Annotated in this window: 16 protein-coding genes; 2 read left to right on the top strand and 14 right to left on the bottom strand. The window is 41.7% G+C overall.

Annotation, left to right across the window (positions count from 1 at the left end):
* Nucleotide 1 precedes the first annotated feature (1 nt).
* The 8 genes from PAHA3_RS16590 to PAHA3_RS16625 all read right to left on the bottom strand — a co-directional run bounded on the left by PAHA3_RS16590 (nt 2) and on the right by PAHA3_RS16625 (nt 12,674).
* Nucleotides 2–3,160: a glycosyl hydrolase gene (locus tag PAHA3_RS16590; protein ID WP_062835686.1), complete on the bottom strand. Its 3,159-nt coding sequence runs from the start codon at nt 3,158–3,160 to the stop codon at nt 2–4.
* A gap of 209 nt (nt 3,161–3,369) precedes the next feature.
* Entirely contained in the window at nt 3,370–4,485 is a 1,116-nt protein-coding gene (gene glf, locus PAHA3_RS16595) for a UDP-galactopyranose mutase (RefSeq protein WP_062835687.1), read from the bottom strand.
* Between the two features lie 111 nt (nt 4,486–4,596).
* Complete coding sequence (locus PAHA3_RS16600; protein ID WP_062835688.1) at nt 4,597–5,613, bottom strand: glycosyltransferase family 2 protein; 1,017 nt, start codon at nt 5,611–5,613, stop codon at nt 4,597–4,599.
* A 27-nt stretch (nt 5,614–5,640) separates the two neighbouring features.
* Nucleotides 5,641–6,240 carry a hypothetical protein gene (locus tag PAHA3_RS16605; protein ID WP_062835689.1) on the bottom strand — a complete coding sequence of 200 codons (600 nt, stop codon included), beginning with the start codon at nt 6,238–6,240 and terminating at the stop codon, nt 5,641–5,643.
* Nucleotides 6,200–8,626: a glycoside hydrolase family 2 protein gene (locus PAHA3_RS16610; RefSeq protein WP_062835690.1), complete on the bottom strand. Its 2,427-nt coding sequence runs from the start codon at nt 8,624–8,626 to the stop codon at nt 6,200–6,202. Before PAHA3_RS16610 ends, PAHA3_RS16605 begins: the two co-directional genes overlap by 41 nt.
* Nucleotides 8,627–8,642: 16 nt before the next feature.
* Nucleotides 8,643–9,065 (bottom strand): hypothetical protein, encoded by a 423-nt coding sequence (locus PAHA3_RS16615; RefSeq protein WP_062835691.1) that lies wholly within the window; start codon nt 9,063–9,065, stop codon nt 8,643–8,645.
* A gap of 5 nt (nt 9,066–9,070) precedes the next feature.
* Nucleotides 9,071–12,010 carry a glycoside hydrolase family 3 protein gene (locus PAHA3_RS16620; RefSeq protein ID WP_062835692.1) on the bottom strand — a complete coding sequence of 980 codons (2,940 nt, stop codon included), beginning with the start codon at nt 12,008–12,010 and terminating at the stop codon, nt 9,071–9,073.
* A gap of 34 nt (nt 12,011–12,044) precedes the next feature.
* A complete protein-coding gene (locus PAHA3_RS16625) occupies nt 12,045–12,674 on the bottom strand; it encodes a hypothetical protein (protein WP_062835693.1) in 630 nt (209 codons plus the stop codon).
* Between the two features lie 242 nt (nt 12,675–12,916).
* Between PAHA3_RS16625 and PAHA3_RS16630 the strand changes: the two genes are divergently transcribed.
* Nucleotides 12,917–13,636 (top strand): LytR/AlgR family response regulator transcription factor, encoded by a 720-nt coding sequence (locus PAHA3_RS16630; RefSeq protein WP_082762829.1) that lies wholly within the window; start codon nt 12,917–12,919, stop codon nt 13,634–13,636.
* A complete protein-coding gene (locus PAHA3_RS16635; protein WP_062835695.1) occupies nt 13,629–14,960 on the top strand; it encodes an ATP-binding protein in 1,332 nt (443 codons plus the stop codon). The genes PAHA3_RS16630 and PAHA3_RS16635 overlap by 8 nt, the downstream gene beginning before the upstream one ends.
* A 120-nt stretch (nt 14,961–15,080) precedes the next feature.
* Here PAHA3_RS16635 and PAHA3_RS16640 read toward each other — a convergent pair whose 3' ends face one another.
* From PAHA3_RS16640 to PAHA3_RS16665, 6 genes are all read right to left on the bottom strand, one after another.
* Nucleotides 15,081–16,223, bottom strand: a complete 1,143-nt coding sequence (locus PAHA3_RS16640) for a DUF4179 domain-containing protein (RefSeq protein WP_062835696.1) — start codon at nt 16,221–16,223, stop codon at nt 15,081–15,083.
* Nucleotides 16,213–16,743, bottom strand: coding sequence for a sigma-70 family RNA polymerase sigma factor (locus PAHA3_RS16645; RefSeq protein WP_062836143.1), 531 nt, complete (start codon nt 16,741–16,743; stop codon nt 16,213–16,215). Before PAHA3_RS16645 ends, PAHA3_RS16640 begins: the two co-directional genes overlap by 11 nt.
* Nucleotides 16,744–16,940: 197 nt before the next feature.
* A complete protein-coding gene (locus PAHA3_RS16650; protein WP_062835697.1) occupies nt 16,941–17,342 on the bottom strand; it encodes a hypothetical protein in 402 nt (133 codons plus the stop codon).
* Between the two features lie 36 nt (nt 17,343–17,378).
* Nucleotides 17,379–17,705 (bottom strand): hypothetical protein, encoded by a 327-nt coding sequence (locus PAHA3_RS16655; RefSeq protein ID WP_062835698.1) that lies wholly within the window; start codon nt 17,703–17,705, stop codon nt 17,379–17,381.
* Between the two features lie 14 nt (nt 17,706–17,719).
* Entirely contained in the window at nt 17,720–18,367 is a 648-nt protein-coding gene (locus tag PAHA3_RS16660) for an SMI1/KNR4 family protein (RefSeq protein WP_062835699.1), read from the bottom strand.
* 27 nt (nt 18,368–18,394) lie between these two features.
* Nucleotides 18,395–19,075 carry a hypothetical protein gene (locus PAHA3_RS16665; protein WP_082762830.1) on the bottom strand — a complete coding sequence of 227 codons (681 nt, stop codon included), beginning with the start codon at nt 19,073–19,075 and terminating at the stop codon, nt 18,395–18,397.
* Between the last annotated feature and the right edge of the window lie 15 nt (nt 19,076–19,090).

The raw sequence follows: 19,090 nt of genomic DNA on the forward strand, positions 1-19,090 counted from the left end.
ACTATTCTCGAACCTTCTTGTTACTACATAGAAGTTTGATGGGTTCTAATAAACCGTAGGGAGTGCCTTGGTATTCTAATGTATAATCTTCATCTTCGGGGTGGAATGACCACCAGTCAATCCAGCTTGGATGGATCTCCTTTTGATGAAGTGGACCGAACAGATTCCTTGGACTTCCAACGACTTCAACCACGACTTTATTCTTTTGCTCCGTCAGGAGGGCAGATTCTATATCAAACCATGCCTCGCATTTCCACGGAATGGTCTTACCTGTTGTTCCGTCCAACTTGATATCAAGAAGAACAGCCGCATATTTACCAAACTCCAGTCTGTATCCGTTAACTGATTCGATACCCTTTTCAATCTCAAAATCATAGTTCATACTGCCACAATAGTAGGGATAGCCTTGTTTACGCCAGTCGCCATAAGTTAGATTTTCAGGCTCACTCACTATTTTACGATTAGGGTCGACAGCAAAATCTCCGATAATATATGCGTTCTCCAATTCCATATCGTTACAATACGAGATCAGAACAGTTAATGTATTGATGCCCTCGCGCAATCCCGACAATTTAATTTTTTGCATACTTCGATCCAAATAATATCCTTCTGGCTCTTTATTTAAGCGGGTGCCATTAAGCTCAAAATCGAAACGATATGCATCTTCAAATACTACAAATGCATCATTCGCTGGCACATCGGCAACCACAAATGTAAACCTGAGTTCCAGCGGGGTTCCATTGCCCGGATGATCCTCATGAATCCAAAAGTACCTCTGCAGGTTTCCGTTGTGGAATACCTGACGCATACCCAGTCGTTCACGAATCATACGTTGAGCCCTCCACACCTCCATTTGCTTGGACCATGCCTCATTCCCCAGGCGAAACTGGCATTGATCAAGAATCAGCACATTAGGCTCAGTTCTTTTAAACGAGACAGGCTGTAGCTCTGAAATGTACTCATTGCTTATCTTAAACATGGTTTGATCTTGATCGGAACGTTGATTCCCGTCAGGCATTTCATCATTGATAACGGTTGCATTTGTCTCTTGATGGGTTGAAATAGATGACACAATATACAGCCTGGACTGTGCTGGTCCGAATGTATCGCTGAAGCGTATCTTGCCATCTTTCTTATAAACTGGACGTGGAATGATTTCTCCCGACCAAGCATTCCATTCTTCCAGGTGTTGCCCTTCTGAGATACAGATTTCTACTTGATGGGTGTTATTCCGATCATTGTTTACAATAAAAACAGTCGAGCCATGTTGTACTTGCCGGTGCATGTGCAGAAAATGCTTCGCTTCATTGCCATCCTGATCCTGAATGCTTACGGCACGTGATGTTTTCTCGTCCAACAGCGTTATCAGTTCAGCAGAATCTTTGAATTGAATATATTGAAAATGCTTATATAGGTCATCCAAACGTTGCAGACTCTCCGACCTGCCATCTACTAAGTACGGCACTTCCCCAAATGCAGCAACAATACCTCCACTGTGCATAAATGAAAGCAACACCTCAAGTGTTGAGGACATGACATTGTGTAGAGAAGGTAGAACAACGAGTGAATATTGTGCTTCACCCACGTATAGCTGACCTTTCTCAGTTCTGGCGAACTCTTTCATGATAAGCTCATCACCCAGATCATAATCGACATGCCATTCAACCATACGGTTAATGAATTCGTTGAACGACTTATCGTAGTCTGTCAGCATGGATTCATTACCTGCGGAATTCTTCCATGAGAATATGTTTACATTTTGTCCTAAATGTGACCACACCGATGAGGCTGGATGAATCACGAGCACATTCCGAGTTAATTTCCCCTCACTTAAGACCGAGCCAAGTCTTGCATAATAATCCTCCATGCACCGATTATGATTCCACCAGTTCGTATGATAATTGAAAGATGGCGGGTAATCCCGTTTACGACATCCTCTGAGTGAATACCAGGATAAGTGATGAGTCAATAGATTAATGCCTAAAGCAAATTGCCAATCCCCAATCCATCTTCGACTCTCAAAAGTTAAGTCCCAGCCTGTCACACCGTAAGTTTCGGTGATTACTTGTTTCTTACCGAACTGATTTGCAACACTGGACACCTGTTTAATCGTTAAATGTTCTTTAGTTTGCTCTCCCAGTGTGTCAATACCTGGTATGTGCAAATATCGATAATGCGACATTACTGAACCGCAATGACGAGTCTGTCCAACGATGCTACCTTCGGAGTGAAAATGTCCGGTGAACTGAATGCCATGCTCTTGGCACCACTCCCCGATTTGTTTTGTATACGATTCGCTGAACGTTTCGGTCACGGTCAACCAGTAGTCATAACGTATTTGTGGAGAAAGAGTACCTTGAAAAAAGAAGTATGGAAGCAACGTCCATATGGAATATCCTCTTCTGACTTCAAACTCGTGTGCAAATACTTCACTCCATGCAATCCAAGTCAATTCTGGTTCATTCATACGTTCGGCAAAACCTTGGATCGTCGGCTCATCGGTAAATATCCCCGGAACCGTTTTTCCGAATTCTTCTCCAACTACTTCTCTGTAAGGTTCATAGTTTGTCTCAATAAATAACTTTACCGTCTCAGGATTCATGAGATCCGTGTAGGTGTCCCCATGACACCAATCGTTTTTATCAGCGATTCTGACACGGAAGAGGAGATAGATCTCATCTTCCGCATCAAGATCCACTTCGATCTCATTCTCTGCCAGTTGCCTCAGCTTCGTGATACTTCCCCCTGTTATGATGGCATGGTATATGGCAACAATGGATGTATCTTCTCGTTCAAAGGTGCGGCTCATATCTAACGTCAGTGCCTTCGCACGCACCTTATCGCCGCCTTTACTCGCGACCATTCCACCACCCATCCCTGAGGAATATCGATCTTCATCGTACAACCAGGCAGAGATGCCTGACTCCTTCGCCTTAGCAACACTGTCCTTGATCCGATGCATAAACTCTTGGCTCAGATAGGGTGTTTCCAAGCCTTCACGCACATGCATCATAAAACCACCCATGCCCTGTTCCTTGAATCCATCAATCTGGCGATTCAGTTCCTCCTGCTCCAACTTGTCGTTCCAAGCCCAGAATGGAACCGAACGAAAGGAATGATCCGGATTTAAAAATGCATGCTTCAATATGTCCCGATTCATGTGTCACCTCACAATGTACAGATTGATTAACCGTATTATTTGTATTTCTCAACGCTCAGCTACTCCGATTCCTATCTAATCTCTATTTCCCTAGCATAGGAATACGCTTTCATTTTTTCTTGTATGTAGAGATAATATAGCACAAAGTGGTATTACGGAAGACCCTTGTTATATTGATCTGTAAACAAAAAAATCGCTTAGTAGCGACTTTAATGCGACTCCCCGAATTCCGCCCTAACTGTATTCAAGGCAGCAGCAATAACTTGGTGCATATCATAATATTGATACATTCCTAAACGTCCACCCAATATAATATGTGGTGATTGCTGTGCAAGTTTTTGATATTTTCTATATTTTCCATTATTACTTTCATCATTCAGAGGGTAATAGGGTTCGTCGTCTTTGCCCCAAGGTTGGGGATACTCTTTCGTTATGATTGTCTTGGACTGCTTGCCGAATTCAAAGTGTTTATGCTCGATAATTCGGGTGTATGGTGTTTCAGAATCGGTATAATTTACAACTGCATTGCCTTGAAAGTTTTGCTGATCTATAGTCGTGGATTCGAATCGTAAACTTCGATACTCTAACTTACCGAATGTATAATCAAACAATTGATCGATCATTCCTGTATACACAATTTTTGGGGAGCTTTTTAAATAGAATTCTTTGTTGGAAAAAAAGTCCTGATTTAGTTCTACCTCGATCCGTTCACTCGACAACATTCTTTCGATGATTTGGGTATACCCACCTACAGGAATCCCCTGGTATCGGTCATTAAAATAATTATTATCATACGTGAATCGGACAGGCACACGTTTAATAATAAAGGGAGGCAACTCTGTTGCTTTACGCCCCCACTGTTTTTCTGTATAACCCTTCACCAGTTTGTCATAAATATCCGTTCCAATTAATGAGATGGCTTGTTCTTCGAGATTTTTCGGATCTTTAATCTGTGTTGCCTTTATCTGTTCAGCAATCTTCAACTTGGCTTCATCAGGGGTAATCGTGCCCCATAGCTGATTAAACGTATTCATATTAAAAGGTAAATTATATATTGCACCTTTATAATTGGCGACGGGGCTGTTCGTATATCGATTGAACTCCGCAAATTGATTGATGTAGTCCCAGATTTCCTTATTATTGGTGTGGAAAATATGTGCCCCATATTTATGAACATGTATGTCCTCGATCGGTTCCGTATAGATATTACCGCCAACGTGGTCTCGTTTTTCGATAACCTTTACTCGCTTCCCCCGTTTGGCTGCTTCATAAGCAAATGTACTACCGAATAATCCGGAACCTATGACTAAATAATCGTGCTGCATGTACACTCACCTTACCTTTCATTCGTATATGAGAAAGCAATTGGTATGAAATAACCTGTGGATTCTATACGTATCCACAGGTTTGAAGATGATAAACGTTGTATTATACTTTTAATTAAATCCTACAATCATCTGTGATAATTTATAGGCAGCTACTGACATGGTACGACCCAAATGACCCGGCATATTCATCAATCTCCCCATGGCTCCATACCGGATACTATTGTATAATTCAATATCTTTATCCTTCATGTACTTCCACAGTTCTTTTTTCGTTTTTAGATTTTCCTTCTTTCCTGAACGAATCAATAATATGGTAGATATCACGGTTATTATTTCGAGATGGTTCAGCATATATTGACGAAGTTTCAGACTTTTAATTTCTTCCATATTGATCTGGTCGATCATGAGTTTATTAACTTTCAGCTGTTGGTCAATTCGCTCAATCATCACTTTTTCGTTGACAGATTGATCTTCTCTCCCAATGAAATAGCGGTAGAAATCGACATTTACATAATAAATGCGCTCCACTTTTTCCAGCGGTTTAAACACAAACAGATTATCCACATAAAACGTATGCTCTGGAAGTTTCAATTTGCATTCTTTTAATAGACTCGTGCGATAAATAATCGAATGCATCAAGATATACTGACCTTTGCGAAAGGGTTTAATATCGTCCCATGAGAAAATGCATCCTTCAGGAAAGTTTTTTCCGTACTCCATCACTTTTTTGTACTTTTTCCCTGTTTTCTCATAGACAAAATTACTTACAACCATGTCGACTGTTTTATCTTCCGCTACCAACGTTTTTAGTGTTACAAGTATTTCTTTGAAGGCACTAGGATCAATCCAATCATCACTGTCAACAACCTTTAAGAATAATCCATTCGCAAAACTAATACCTGTATTGACCGCTCCACCGTGGCCTAAATTTTCTTGGTGTACGACTCTTACAATGGATGGATACTTCGCCTCATACTGATCTGCAATCCGTTGGGTGCTATCGCTAGATCCATCGTTAACAATAATGACCTCAAGTTCTTCATCGTCAATTAGCAAGCTATCTATACACCGATCCATGTAATCCTGCGAGTTAAAACACGGTATTACGAAAGATAATAGTTTCATAACAAACCTCTTCTTAGTAACTTGTATTTATCCTATTGTTATCTTGTTTTTCTTCTCTTTAAATATGATTTTCAATATCGGGAAATATACCCAGAATGAAATGGCAGCATTAATAATCATGGTGATTAGATCCGCAGTTGTCTCACCAGATTTTCCAAATCGTTCGATAAAGAAGCTGTAGATCGGTTCCTTATACCACCCCTGAAGAGCTCCTGCACAAATGGTAATCAAAATATAAGCTACAAGATACCAAAACGCCGCTTTATAAATGTTCCCTTTGGATCGGAAGGTGATATTTCGTTGTGCAAAGAAATTAATGACCTGAGCAATAGCCAGGGTTAATTGGACAGCCATGAAGTAAGCCAGACCTCCGCCTCCACCTGACGCAATTGAACCCGCTGGATAATTGAAAATATAGTACACCGATCCGTCAAAATTATGACCTAGCGGAAAAAGCTGAAAAGTATAGGCTTCCATACTGCTTCCGTTAAATATGGCTTTTAACACAGGCATAAGAACCATTTGAAAAACGGTGATGCCATTACTCAAAATCAAAAACATTAAAAATTCTGCCAACTTGGGATGCTTATCTCGATAGTTGTTCCAGTGCAACCTGATTGCTTGCATACCGATCACTTCCTTCTAATTTCACGTTAAAGCTTAATTGGATGGGTTCAGTCTGATTAGAGATGATGGTCAATGTTCCCTCGCCAGCTGTTCCGTGTGTCTTGATATACGTACCACACATACCGCCCTCTGCGACGACACAGTCTGGTCCTACGATTTCTATCGATCCTTCCGCTTTTAGAAATAAAGGTAAATGAGAGTAGGTTGCATTATTGTTATTGGCATCTACTACTCGAATACGAACTGACGCCATATCATACGTGTCAGCTTCGACTAATTCCGCAGCACTAACGGTGGTTTCCACATGAATACTCGCGTTAGATGATTTCACAACCTCTGCGACAACCTTTCCTTTTTTCACAGCTTCAAAACGATAGACGGGTGCTGAAGCTCCCCAATTCTCGATGTACTTGAAAAACAAACGATAGAAGGTGATCGGTGATACAAGGTGACGACACATGACCCATACGGCTTTAAAAATATACTTTACAGGTAATGCAGTTCCAAAGCGTTGGATCGCTAATAGGCTCTCTTTGATGGCATCTGCTTTCTTACGAGAATACTTCTCTCCTTCTTCAATTACGTTTCCTACGGTGTCATAGAATTCGATCGGTGGATGTGGTAAATAACGATACTTTTGGTTAACCGGTTCGAACTCCCGGATCATGATGTCATTCTTATACAGCCGGACTTGATCCGCATTCGTGAAGATGTAGTTTTCACCAACAGCGCCACCAGGGTAATCTCCGATATGCATATCTGAACCCACTTCCAGAACAGGAGCATTTTCTGAGAAACTGGCGTAGACTCTGGCAGCAAGCTTCGGATTACGAAACATGTCCAGCACACCATGGTAGCAAATGCGATCCCCAGATCCAAAATCACCATGGGTTTGATAATCAAACATACACCAGCCAAAAGAGCCTGCAATGTCTTCTCTTTTATACACTTCATTCAAGACATTCGCGTAACGCATAGCATGAGAAAGCCGGCGAGAAGGCTCATCTGTTGCTTTTGTTGGGAACATATGACCATTAAATTCGGAGATCAAATACGCTTTGCTTTTACTCGGAGAAATCAACCACCTTGGTAGTAGCGCACCGTTCTTTCCCGTATGAGAAAAATCATTAAACCCATAGACATCTTCTAATAGACTACTTCTCCACAGGAAGCGAACCCCACTGGTCTGTCTGCTGTGATCCAAACGGCGAGCGATTTCATTAGTCTTTGTATATAGAACGTCATCATCTTGCGATTCATTCAATCGAACCCCCCACAGAATAATTGAAGGGTGATTGCGATACTGCAGAATCATTTCTTCCACGTTTTCACAAACAATTTGTTTCCAATCATCATCGTCTTTGATATGTTGCCAACCTGGTGTCTCGGTAAACACGAGCAAGCCTAAACGATCACAGGCATCCAAAAAATATTTGGACTGAGGGTAGTGCGAGGTGCGAACTGCGTTAACATGTAGTTCTTCCTTTAATATTCGTGCATCCTCCACTTGCATTGACGCAGGCATGGCATAACCTACATAGGGATAACTCTGGTGGCGATTCAGCCCTCGAATCTTATATTTCTCACCATTCAAATAGAATCCATCATAACGAAAATCAATTTGGCGGAATCCGAAAAACACATTATATTCGTCTATTATTTCTCCATTATGCTTTTTAAGTGTTGCTGTCAACGAGTAAAGATAAGGAGTCTCCGGGCTCCACACGTTGCTATCAGGAACATTAATCCTGCATTCTTTAAGTTCTGCCCCTGTTACATTCAGGGTTGTATGAGCAACTATCGTTTGCTGTTGATCTAACAAGCTTAATTCCACAACATGTGTTGAATCAGGATGACTAATTGTAACGTCGATAAGTGCTTGGTTTTTCTCCGGTGTTCGAACAAAAACATCTTCTACATAGCTTTCATTAGCAACTAACAACCATGCTTCACGATAGAGTCCACCGTAAGTCATGTAGTCAATGACATGACCAAATGGCGGTACATTTGCATCTTCTCGTGTATTCAGACGAACGACAATTCTGTTCTCGACTCCGTACACCAGTTTATCCGTTACTTCTACTCGAAAAGCAGTGTATCCGCCATTGTGAGTTGTTAGCTGCTCGCCATTGACAAATACTTCTGCCACGTGAGCGGCCCCGTCAAACTGAAGAAACAAACGCTGACCTTTCAGTGAATCCGGAACCACCAGATGACGTCTATAACCACAGATCATCTGACAAGCGCTCTCTTCCATGTAGTGTACAGGGACTTCTTTACAAGTATGGGGCAGCCTTACGGCTGTCCCCTCCCCTGTAAAGTTGAAAAATTCATCAGTAATATTCTCTACAAAACTCCATCCATCACAGATACTAATTTTTCTCATTTATATTTCTCCGCTTTCATTTTGAAATATGAACAGGATTGGTTACCCCTTCGGACTTGGATTGCTTCATAAAACAAGAGATCAGTGCTGCAATCGTCCCAACAGCAAAGGCAATACCAAAGATTACAACCGCTTGAGGATTTCCTCCAATAAAGTTAACTCCGTTCACAACATCTGATAATGTCGGGAACCCTAAATAGAAATGCATGGATAATGCCACTCCAAAAGAAACGGCTGGTAGCAACGGTGCAAAGAAGTAGTTTTTAAGCAAAACCAGCAATTCTCCTAATACGCCAGTGATAATCAAACCAAAGGTGATGAAGGAAAAGGTACGATCACCATGATTCACAATGATAAACACAATGTTAGCCACCAGCATCAAACTCGCAGCCATAAATCCGATCCAAAATCCAAGTGTTCTGTCTTTAAATAAGACCATGTAGGTTAAACCCCCTTTATCCTTCTAGCATATCCTGTTCTAATGAATAGGATTAAACTCAACAGCGTGAATGCACCAAGTGCATAATTTGTAACTCTCAAAAACGTTTGCCACCATGGTACAAAATCTTCCACTTCGGTTTCGGCGGATAGACCATTAATTAAATTAGATTTAGCTAAGGAATAATAGAAGCCTTTATTCGCTCTTCTTAACTCTTGCAATACGTAACCATCCTTGTTACTTGCAAGATATTTGTGAATCTCACTCGCACGGGCAGTATCCGCGTTAAACGTATCTGTTCCAGCAACAAGTGATTCCACCGTTGGGATGTTTGGATTACCTTTAACTGAATCTGTAATCGTAACCCCTTTGAAGCCCCATTCATTTCGAAGCACTTGTGTTAGCGTTGCATGATCTGCATAGGCCAAACGAGCACCAATTCGAGAGAATGACATCATCGTACCAAGCGCTTCTCCTTTGGTGAAGGCACCCTCAAATGCTTTCAAAGGACCTTGACGATAGGATTGTTCCGTCGCAAATGTAGCCAATTCACTACGATTCGTCTCTTGATCGTTGGCAACAAAGTGTTTAATGGCAGCGGTTAATCCCTTCGCTTGCATAGCTTCAGTCTGAACTGCACCCATGATATAACTCAAAATGCTATCTTCAGAATAATATTCAAAGTTACGTCCACTAAATGGAGTCCGGTGTAAATTGGCTCCTGGTGACCACAGCTGTGTCGTTCCACTGAACAAGGCATCCTCTGCGATAAAATCACCACGTTCTGCTAATAGCTGTTGGTTCCATGTGGATGCTGCTACAATTTGGCTAACATGTGCCGTAGACGGTTGACCATTATTAAATAAATAATTGGATTGAGCGCCTGAAGGTCCATCTGTATTTTTGTTGGCAGGTTTATTAATGGACTTCACAGCTGGTTGTCCAAAATTCTCCCCGATCGTTGCACTCAACTCAGCAATCGTTAATTGACTCAAGAACGTATTCCATTTCTCATCGTCATCAAACGGAACGTCCTTCATATCAACCAGTTTCAGCCCTGCATCTACGCCTTGAGCAAAACTATCATATGCTGGAGCATCACTAGGTTTTTGATATTTTTCGTTATACAATACTTCTTTTAATTTATCAGTAGCCTCAACATCGGTGTATGCTTTAGGGTACGTACCCCAGTCGTTACGTGTTAAATACGTAACGACATTTTCAGCGAAGTAATTATAATCAATATCTTCATATTGATTGGAAACCACTTCATCGGTTTGTTGAGATTTGGCATAGGTCACATTGTCTAACGTTTCTAGCGGTACAGAGACTGCTTTATTTGCATCTCCATCTACCACTGAACCATCAGCCAGCAATAGCTTGCCGGCTACGGCTGCACCTTGCTTATTCGCCATCACATTATTGAGAGCGTCATGACTATCATTACCTATTGCAAAATAGTAGTCGCCTGGATCAAAGACATAACTACCTTTCTTGCTAGGATCAGCCCCATTTTCTGCATTCTCGTCATAGGTTGCAAATAAATAGTCATCAATGGTAACCGTGACATCTTCAGATTCACCTGCAGCCAGTTCACTCGTTTTCCCGAATCCAACTAACTGAATTGCTGATTTTTCTGCTTGTCCTTCTTCATATGGAAGTTGAGCATAGACCTGTACGACTGATTTGGACTTTCCTGTATAAGCTGATTCCTGAGGATAGCCCTCATTCGTCACCTTAACCTGAGCCGTTACTGTTTTGGCATTTCTGTCCCATTCAACCGAAGTTAACTGCTGAGTGAAATTAGCATAGCTAGTTCCATAACCAAATGGATATACCATTTCGTCAGCATAGCTCCAGCGTTCTTGATTAACAAAAGCACCTGCGCTGCTGTCCGCATTATTCAAGCCCAAGACAGCATCGTGATATCTTGTTTCGTAGTACTTGTATCCTTGATAGATTCCCTCTGCCTGGATGATATAATGACCATTATCATTTGAATATTGAAAATCGCCTGCATTTCTTACCGCTGGTGCAGACAAGGAATCTGCTGCAAAGGTATCCACGAGTCTACCTGAAGGATCAGCCGCACCTACTAATACATTAGCTACACCTGTAAAGCCTTTAAGACCCGGATTTCCGATCCACAGGGCAGCGTCGACTCCGTACTCCTGTTCTTCAAGCCAACCTAGTTCCATCGCATATGCACTATTGATGAGAACAACAATCTTGGAAAATTTCCCGCTATCCTTGATCATTTTCAATAGATCTTTTTCTGTGTTATGAAGTGCCAAGTAAGACATACCGTCTCTGTCGGTTGTCGCTAAGTCTTTACCTTCCCCACCATCACGGGACAACATGACAATAGCCACATCATTGAAATTATCTTGGTATGTTGCTTGAAGGTCACTGGTATAGAAGTTTTTGTCGACTTCTCCAATGAACCAATCCGGAGATGCTTTTGCTCTAGCCACATCACTGTTCTTGTAAGCATCAAACAACTTGTCATTAATGGTGAATCCTGCTTCCTTCAAAGCGTTGTATAAATTAACCTGACGTTTCTCATCCATACCGGGTCCACCAGAATTCCCGCTATATACAGGATCTGCCGTCGCCCGACCAAACAAAGTTACACTACGTTCTTCAGCACGTAACGGCAGAGAGGTTTGGTTATTTTTTAAGAGAACCGTTCCTTCTTCCATCGTTTGTACGTCATGTTTATCTGAATCAACTAACATCTCTGCTAGACCCTGATCAGATAACTCATATTTGCTTTTATAATACATGGAGCTCTCATCAGCTTGGATCACAGGCGGAGTGATTTTAAGAAAAACATTCACTTGACCACTCCAACTCATTAGCAACTCCGTCATGAATAAACTAAAGGCTAAAAGGAATGCTGAAAGCGCGGTCAATCCGCGCCATAATTTTTTTTTGCTTTTCAATGCAGCTACCTCCTACAGAGTCCATTTATTTAACTTAATGTGTTGCTTCTTCGCTCTCTTTAAGTACCGTATAATCGAAGCTTGCTCTTGCAGGGTCGACAATGATAGAAGTTGCCGGGAATGATACAGATTCAAGGTACTGCTCTGCTGTTAAGGCTGCTCCTTCTCCACCAGCTGCTTGCCCCATTTCATCCGTCCATGCGAGTGTATTCAAATAGCCAATTGGGTTTGCACCTGCCGAGTATGAACTATTCACGATCACTGATGTGGGTTGGGATAATTCAAGTGTACGTAGCCCATCTTCGTCTTTTACAGTTACTGTCCCATAATATTTAGTGATGTCCGCTCCTCTAGGTACAACATCGTATTCACCGCTATCTTCAAATAACAAAGCTCCCGAAAAAGAAGTACCTGTGGATGTTAAGATGTACGTATTATCTGCAAATGTCTCAATGGATTGAACGCCGAAAGTGGCTCTTTTGAACGTATGTTCCGGGTAAGCACTTGTGAATGCAACATTAGTCGTAGACGCATAATACCCTGTAGGGTTATTGGATGCACCCGACTTCTCTCCATCTGTTCCACTTCCACAAGCTGTTAATGCGACCAACATCATAACCATAAAAATTGCTGTGAAGGCTGTTTTTGCTGTTCTTTTCCCCATGTTGCTATCCCCTTTTAATCAAGTATTTGTATACGCTTTCTCAAGCGCATATTTATTGTATGGGGTAACGCCGGTTGTTTGTGGTATTTGGCATAAACTCAAAGAATTAACGGAAATTTACGATTGGTTTTTTAGTTTATGAGGTTTTTTTTTAGTTTGCGCTGAGTTTTGGGTTGTATTATTGACAAAGAGATGCTTGCTTTCTATAGTGAACATACATTAGAGATAAAACTGAGGGGTGAATGATGATTATCAAAATCGCTATTGTAGAGGATGATATCAATCAAGCGCGTTTGTTAGAAAGTCATCTGACGAACTATAGTGCTGAAAAAGGACTTTCCTTCAATATTGTGCATTTCTCTCAAGCTGTTGCACTATTAGAGAATTACGAGTCCAATTTTGATATCATCTTTATGGATATTCAATTACCGTATATGAACGGAATGGATGCTGCGCGTAGTATCAGATTACTTGATAAAAAAGCAATTCTTATTTTCATCACCAATCTTACCCAGTATGCTATTCAAGGATATGAAGTGGAAGCGCTTGATTATATGTTAAAGCCGGTGGAGTACTTTGATTTTGCCTTGAAAATGTCACGGGCCATGCAAAGGCTTAACGATAATCCCAAAGATGAAATACTTATCCCTTCGGACAAAGGAATGCTCAAAGTTTCTCCCAAAAGCATCCGCTATGTTGAAACGGAAGGGCATCATGTCATTTATCACTCGGTAGAAAATAGCTTCCGGCAGTATGCAACTATCTCATCTATCGAAAAAAAAATGCACGGGTATGATTTCTTCAGATGCAATAATTGTTACTTGGTCAATCTGGCGTATGTGCAAAGAGTACATGGATACACTGTTACATTAGATGGAGGCGTTGAGCTGCGGATCAGTCAGCCCAGAAAAAAAGCCTTTGTTAATAAACTAATGGAATATGTGAGAGAAAAAGATGAATAGCATGATTTCTGATTTTTTGGTTGTCTACTCCAAACAGATTATCATTCGATCAGCTAGTTTGATTGAATTTGTGTTTTGTATTTTCATTTTGACTCTGCCTTATCAAAAATCAAAAGGGTTTTGGTTAAAACTATGTATCATGGCTAACTTGGCGATTCCACTTCTATTGTTGGTATCTTATATGAATTATCATTATCCCTATCTATTTCCTGGAGTCATAAGTACTATTGTCTATCTTTTCGTTTTGAGTGCTTTATGCTTGCTGTACAAGGAAAATTTTTCAGAACTATTGTTTTGTCTCTGTGGTGGAATTGCGATCCAGATGATTGTAGGTCGGTTGTATGAAATATTCATTATTGTATTCAAACAAAATCCGTATGAAACACTCTCCCCCTTTAAAGAAATGGTTCCGTTACGGGATTGGTTAGTGTACTCCTTGATACATTGTATTTTTAGTATTTCACTCGCTTTACTTTTTCGTCGAAACAAAGTCTATGAACACGATAGAAGTAACAAGGTTTTAATTGTTATTTTTTCATTGATCTTTATTTTCGTCACTGTAATCATCAACTCGTTAAGTCGTTCCTTCGAGGGTGAAAATAGTATCTTGGATTTCATCATTCGAATTTTTTCAATTCTGTATGCTTTACTTACGTTATTATTTCGCACAAGAATATTAGAAACCAGCAAACTAAAACAGGATTTATTAATCATGGATGAACTACTCTATGTGGAGAAAAAACAGTTTGATAATATGCGAAGTGAAATAGAACTGATTAATATGAAATGTCACGATCTCCGTCAACAATTGTCAAATATCAGTTATAAACTGACACATCAAGAACTCGAGTCATTGAATGCTGCTATTGAAGTCTATGATACATCGTTGAAAACGGGTAGTGATATTCTTGACGTAATTCTCTATAAAAAGCAGCTTTACTGTGAAAAAAATCAGATTCGAATGAGTTGCATGGCTGATGGCCGATGTTTATCTTTTATTTCACCCACTCATCTATACTCTCTCTTAAGCAATGGAATAGAAAATGCACTGGAGGCTGTCCAATCCGTAACCCATGATAAGAAGCGAACGATCTCTATTGCAATCGGAAATGAAAGCGGTATCATATCTATTCATATCACCAACTACTTTAATAGTGACCTGATTATTAGAGATGATGTGATACAAACGAATAAGAAAAACACAGATCGTCATGGCTTTGGTATTAAGAGCATGCGTCATATTACGGAACAATACAACGGAACTTTAACGTTTCACACCGACGAAGATATTTTTTATCTTCATATTTATTTCCCTAGTTACTAAACAGCAAAAAAACGATCAAGGTACCGAAAGTACTTTGATCGTTTTGGCATGGAAACCTGACTAAAAACCTCGGCTTATAAACCACCCAATTCGAATAAGAGTTATTCCAGTTAGTTCATCTTATTTGATTTTGATCCCCAGTTCATCATTCTTGGCTTCCTGCAAATCATCATAGACCTTATCTGGTTTGCCACGAAGTTTTAATACCATGGACTTCGGATGGTCCAACAGATTGCTACTGAAAGAATACATCATTCCGTCTTCCGTTCCGCTCCCGCCTACCATGGATAACTTGGTCTGTTTCCCGTTTTTAGTGGTAGTTACAATCTCAAGAGGCTGAACGACTTCACTGATCAACAACTTCGTTTTGTAATCGATCTCTTGCTCCGGCTCAAAAACAAATCTAACCCGAGTAACAAGCGGTGATAATTCCACTTCTGACAACATAACTTCATAACCCCCAACGGTAAAAGTACGATTAACGTTCAAGATTTCCGTTTTGGGGATAGAGAATTTGGGATCCAGCGCAAAAGAAAGATTCATTTTTTTGGAAAATTGATATTTCCGTTCCTTCTCTCCATTTTCTGAATATTCCACCACATCTGGAACAACGGAAGAAAGCTGGAATTGAAGATTCACTTGCTCAGGCAACGGTTTGTTTCGATTTCGTTCAAGTGTACTTCGACCATAAATAGTGTATTTATCATTCGAGAAATGCATACCTCCTATATTTCCATTATCAAGGACATAACCTGTTCTTGCATCCGTCATCTTGGTATTGACGATCGAATATATCTCCTGCGAAGCATCCGTACTGGCAGTGTACAATACGGTTATCCTATTCTCATCTGCCATAACCGCATTCACGGTAAACTGATATATGCCCGATGTAACCGTCCGATCCACAAGTTGCACATAACCATGATTGAGCGTTGAAGTAATCGTGGCACGTTCCATATCCGAAGTTATCAGACCACGGAAGGGCTCAAGTCCCCCCCAATGGGCTAAAGGCTCAGTATATGTTGCCGGTTGTTGCCCATAGTTTCCAAACGGGCCCATAAGAAACCAACCCGTAGCCAGAGCTGTGACCAGCACTGCCGTGATCCATTTGACACGAACGATCCTACCTGATCGTCTTGTTCTGGCCTTCGCGAGACCACGTTGAATTGCCACAGTCGTGTCTGCCGGATTCCAGTGCTGTTTCTCTCTTTTCACCTGATATGCATCTGCAAGAAGTGCTTTTTCCTCCGGGTTAGTGGTCATGCCAATCCCTCCTGTTCTTCATCAACTTGCGCAACTGCTGGAGTCCCTTGTGCTGCCAAGTCTTGATCGTACCTTCCGGTTTGCCAAGGATCGAAGCAATATCCGTCAGTGTCATGTCGTTATAATATTTCAGCAATAATACATGGCGATATTTCGGTTTCACCTTTTGCAAAAGAGATTCCATAGCGATTCGATTATCATCAACGCTAATCATCCAAGATGCCGGAATGCTGTCCTCCAGATCTTCCTTCGCCAGAGGTGTCGCCCGCTTGCGGCGCCTCTGTTCATCGATGCAGATATAGATCAGAATCCGAATGATCCACGACTTGAACGCCTTCTCATTGTTCAGCGTCCGACGCTTGATCCAAGCCCGGCACGTCATCTCCTGTACCGCTTCCAGCGCATCTTGCTGGTTACGCAGGTAGCTATAGGCAATGGACATGAGCGTATCTTGATGTTCCATAATGGATTGCACAAATTCCGTCTCATCTTCGGTCTGTACATATATCCTCTGGTTCATCTCTGCTTTTGTTTCCACCCCGCATCCCTCCTTCTCTCTCTTTCTGTGGTATAAGACGGGTGAGTGAAGCAAACGGTTTTTAATATTTGTTCATCAAAAAAAGCTCCGCCATCATCATGAGGGAGCTTGATTACATAAGCTTCGGCCGCCGATATACTGAATTACGCACACGCATGAAGAATCCAAGATCAACTGACTTACAGGTTGCCGGTGACTTCGATCCCGTCAGCCAATTGCAAATGGTTTCTCACCCAAGTGGTAAACTGATTCAAAAACATCCGTAATTCAGGCTCTGCAACCACCTTTTGATCCAACTCTGATAAAATCCTCACCCACACTTCCTTCGTAATCGGATTCTCCCAGCAGGGATCAAGTACCTTCATCTCTTCTCCAGTTCGCGGGTCGGTTAAGGGAAATGCGCGATCTAATGCAGAACGAATGTAGTCAAAGTCTTCATTATATATGAACAGCATGTCTTCCATCTCTACTTCAACCGATTCTTCTATGTATAAAGGGGATAACACAAAACCCACATTCCGCTGCGGACCTTGATACTGATATATCAGCGTAGGAATAGTCCTTTTTGATTTTTTAGCCATATAGAATCCTCCTATTTCAGGCAAATCTCTTACTGATCAGAGTTCAAACCAGATTAAACCACCTTCGACCTGCCTGGTTTCCTGCTCCATCTGCTGCATCCAGCCCCGCGCCTCTTCACCCCAGATATGAAACAAACAGTAGATATACAACGCTCCGTCCGCAATCTCTTCCACGCCTGAAGCCTCTTCGATCCACACTTCAAGGGCTCTAGGCCAGGAAGGATCCTCACGGTTCAATACAAAGCCGTTGGCATGGTGTTCTAAGCTGTACATGTTGGTAAACGTTAATACACTTGCCAAACGCTTCACGACTTCTGGTAAAATCGCAGGCTCCGTTGCTCTAATCCCATATTCCCAGCCCATATGCACAACCTCCTTCAGACTTCGTTCGCTCCAGATTGTTGCTTCTGTTCATGCATTTGATGGATTGAACGATCCAACCACAACTCATACCAGTCCAGAAAATGTAGTCGATTCGTATTGCCCCAATACTGATCAGGATAAATTCCATTGCGGTTGGCTCGGTCATCAACCCATATTTCTCCGTAGGAGGCTCCCTTAACGATCAGATTCAGGGAAATAGCACAACCAAAATCACTAATACGCAGCATGCCTGCTGACCATTTTGGATCAAGATATTCATGTTCCAGCACATCCCATTCCTCTTCTTTCTTGCTGTCATCAAACCAATCATAGTTCCAGTTCCATGCTTCCGCGAATTGAAAAGGGTCTGAGATCGCATTCAGCTCATCATCATAACCAAGTACAGCGTATACACCGTCATTCGGGTTTTCCAGACCATAATAAGGTCCTACACCACCCGTTCCCATATGAAGAAGCCATACCTTATATTCCTCCGGCAACTTAATTCGCCAGTTCTGTTCAAATTGCGTGATATCCTCCTGCGTCCACACAGGCTCCATTTCATATTCATGGTTTTCTGCACCGAACAGGTCCAGATTCGGGTCCATACTTCGGAGAGTGATCAACTTTTCACGCATCCGTTCCAGTTGTACATTGTACATGGCCTTCTTTCCTCCTTTGCTACTCCATTACGTTTGTTCCACGGCGTAACCGCGTTGCTGCAACTCATCCAGAGCGGCTGCCACATCTCGCTCAGGGCACAACTGCTTAATCAGACTGGCAGTCACCGGTTTTTCTTCATATACTTCAGCTACGGCTTCCAACGGCAGGTCCTGCAAGTCATAGTACCCTTCTGCCCAATCAACGTAATCTTCCGAGTTCTTCTCTATATATCCAAGTAAAAATTCTGCACCACCTCTGGCGTCCGCTTCGTCTTCCTCGGTCATCGCCAGCTGAATCCAGTTACCAACCTTCCACTGCAAGTCGTCCCCTTCCTGCCATAGGCAAAAGGTCACATCCTCCAGATCTAATGTTTCCTCCTGATCTCGCAAAACAGCCATTAATGCTTCTGGCACTTCATCGTACATGCCTGGGTATATCTCACCATCCTCACGAGCATGCGGGCTCAAAGGTGACTCATGATCGAATCCTTTGATCAACGTGCCCGAATCCGTAAACAATACATGCAGATGATCACCTGCACCGTTATTAATACTTCCCCACGCTACACCTGGCTGAAGCTCAGCTTCATAATGATGAACACGTAACCATTCTTCCTCCGAAAAGATGATATCCAGTACGGCAAGTATTCTCATCCGTTTACGCAGGGTAACTGCATTCATCATGGTTGTGTCGTTCCAATCCTGCATATCAAATTCCTCCTG

The sequence above is a fragment of the Paenibacillus amylolyticus genome (genome assembly GCF_001570725.1).
Taxonomy (GTDB): domain Bacteria; phylum Bacillota; class Bacilli; order Paenibacillales; family Paenibacillaceae; genus Paenibacillus; species Paenibacillus amylolyticus_A.